The sequence below is a fragment of the Bacillus cereus group sp. BfR-BA-01524 genome (assembly GCF_022662595.1).
GTDB lineage: Bacteria > Bacillota > Bacilli > Bacillales > Bacillaceae_G > Bacillus_A > Bacillus_A thuringiensis_S.
Genome location: NZ_JAKUDW010000371.1, coordinates 1 through 285, shown reverse-complemented (window position 1 = coordinate 285; position 285 = coordinate 1). Strand labels below are relative to the sequence as shown.

Sequence of the window (285 nt, the reverse complement as noted above, 5' to 3'; positions counted from 1 at the left end):
TTCGATAAAGCAAAAGCTGATATTAAAAAATCACTAGCTCAAGAAAAAGTACAAGATGCACAATTCATGAACGATCTTATGATGAAAGAAATCAAAAAAGCTGACGTAAAAGTTGACGATAAAGATTTAAAAGATCTTTTCGAAGAGCCAAAAGCTGACGCTAAAAAAGACGAAAAGAAATAATGAAAAGCTCGGGCTAAGCCCGAGCTTTTTTATGTCCCCTCTTCCAGGGGGAAATTGTGTACAGATTGGGTAAATGAAATTACATGATTGACTCTTCGATTC

General features: G+C 35.1%; 1 pseudogene. It reads left to right on the top strand.

Annotation, left to right across the window (positions count from 1 at the left end):
* A pseudogene (gene prsA / locus MR170_RS31520) lies at nucleotides 1-183 on the top strand (peptidylprolyl isomerase PrsA); the annotation flags it as partial.
* Between the last annotated feature and the right edge of the window lie 102 nt (nucleotides 184-285).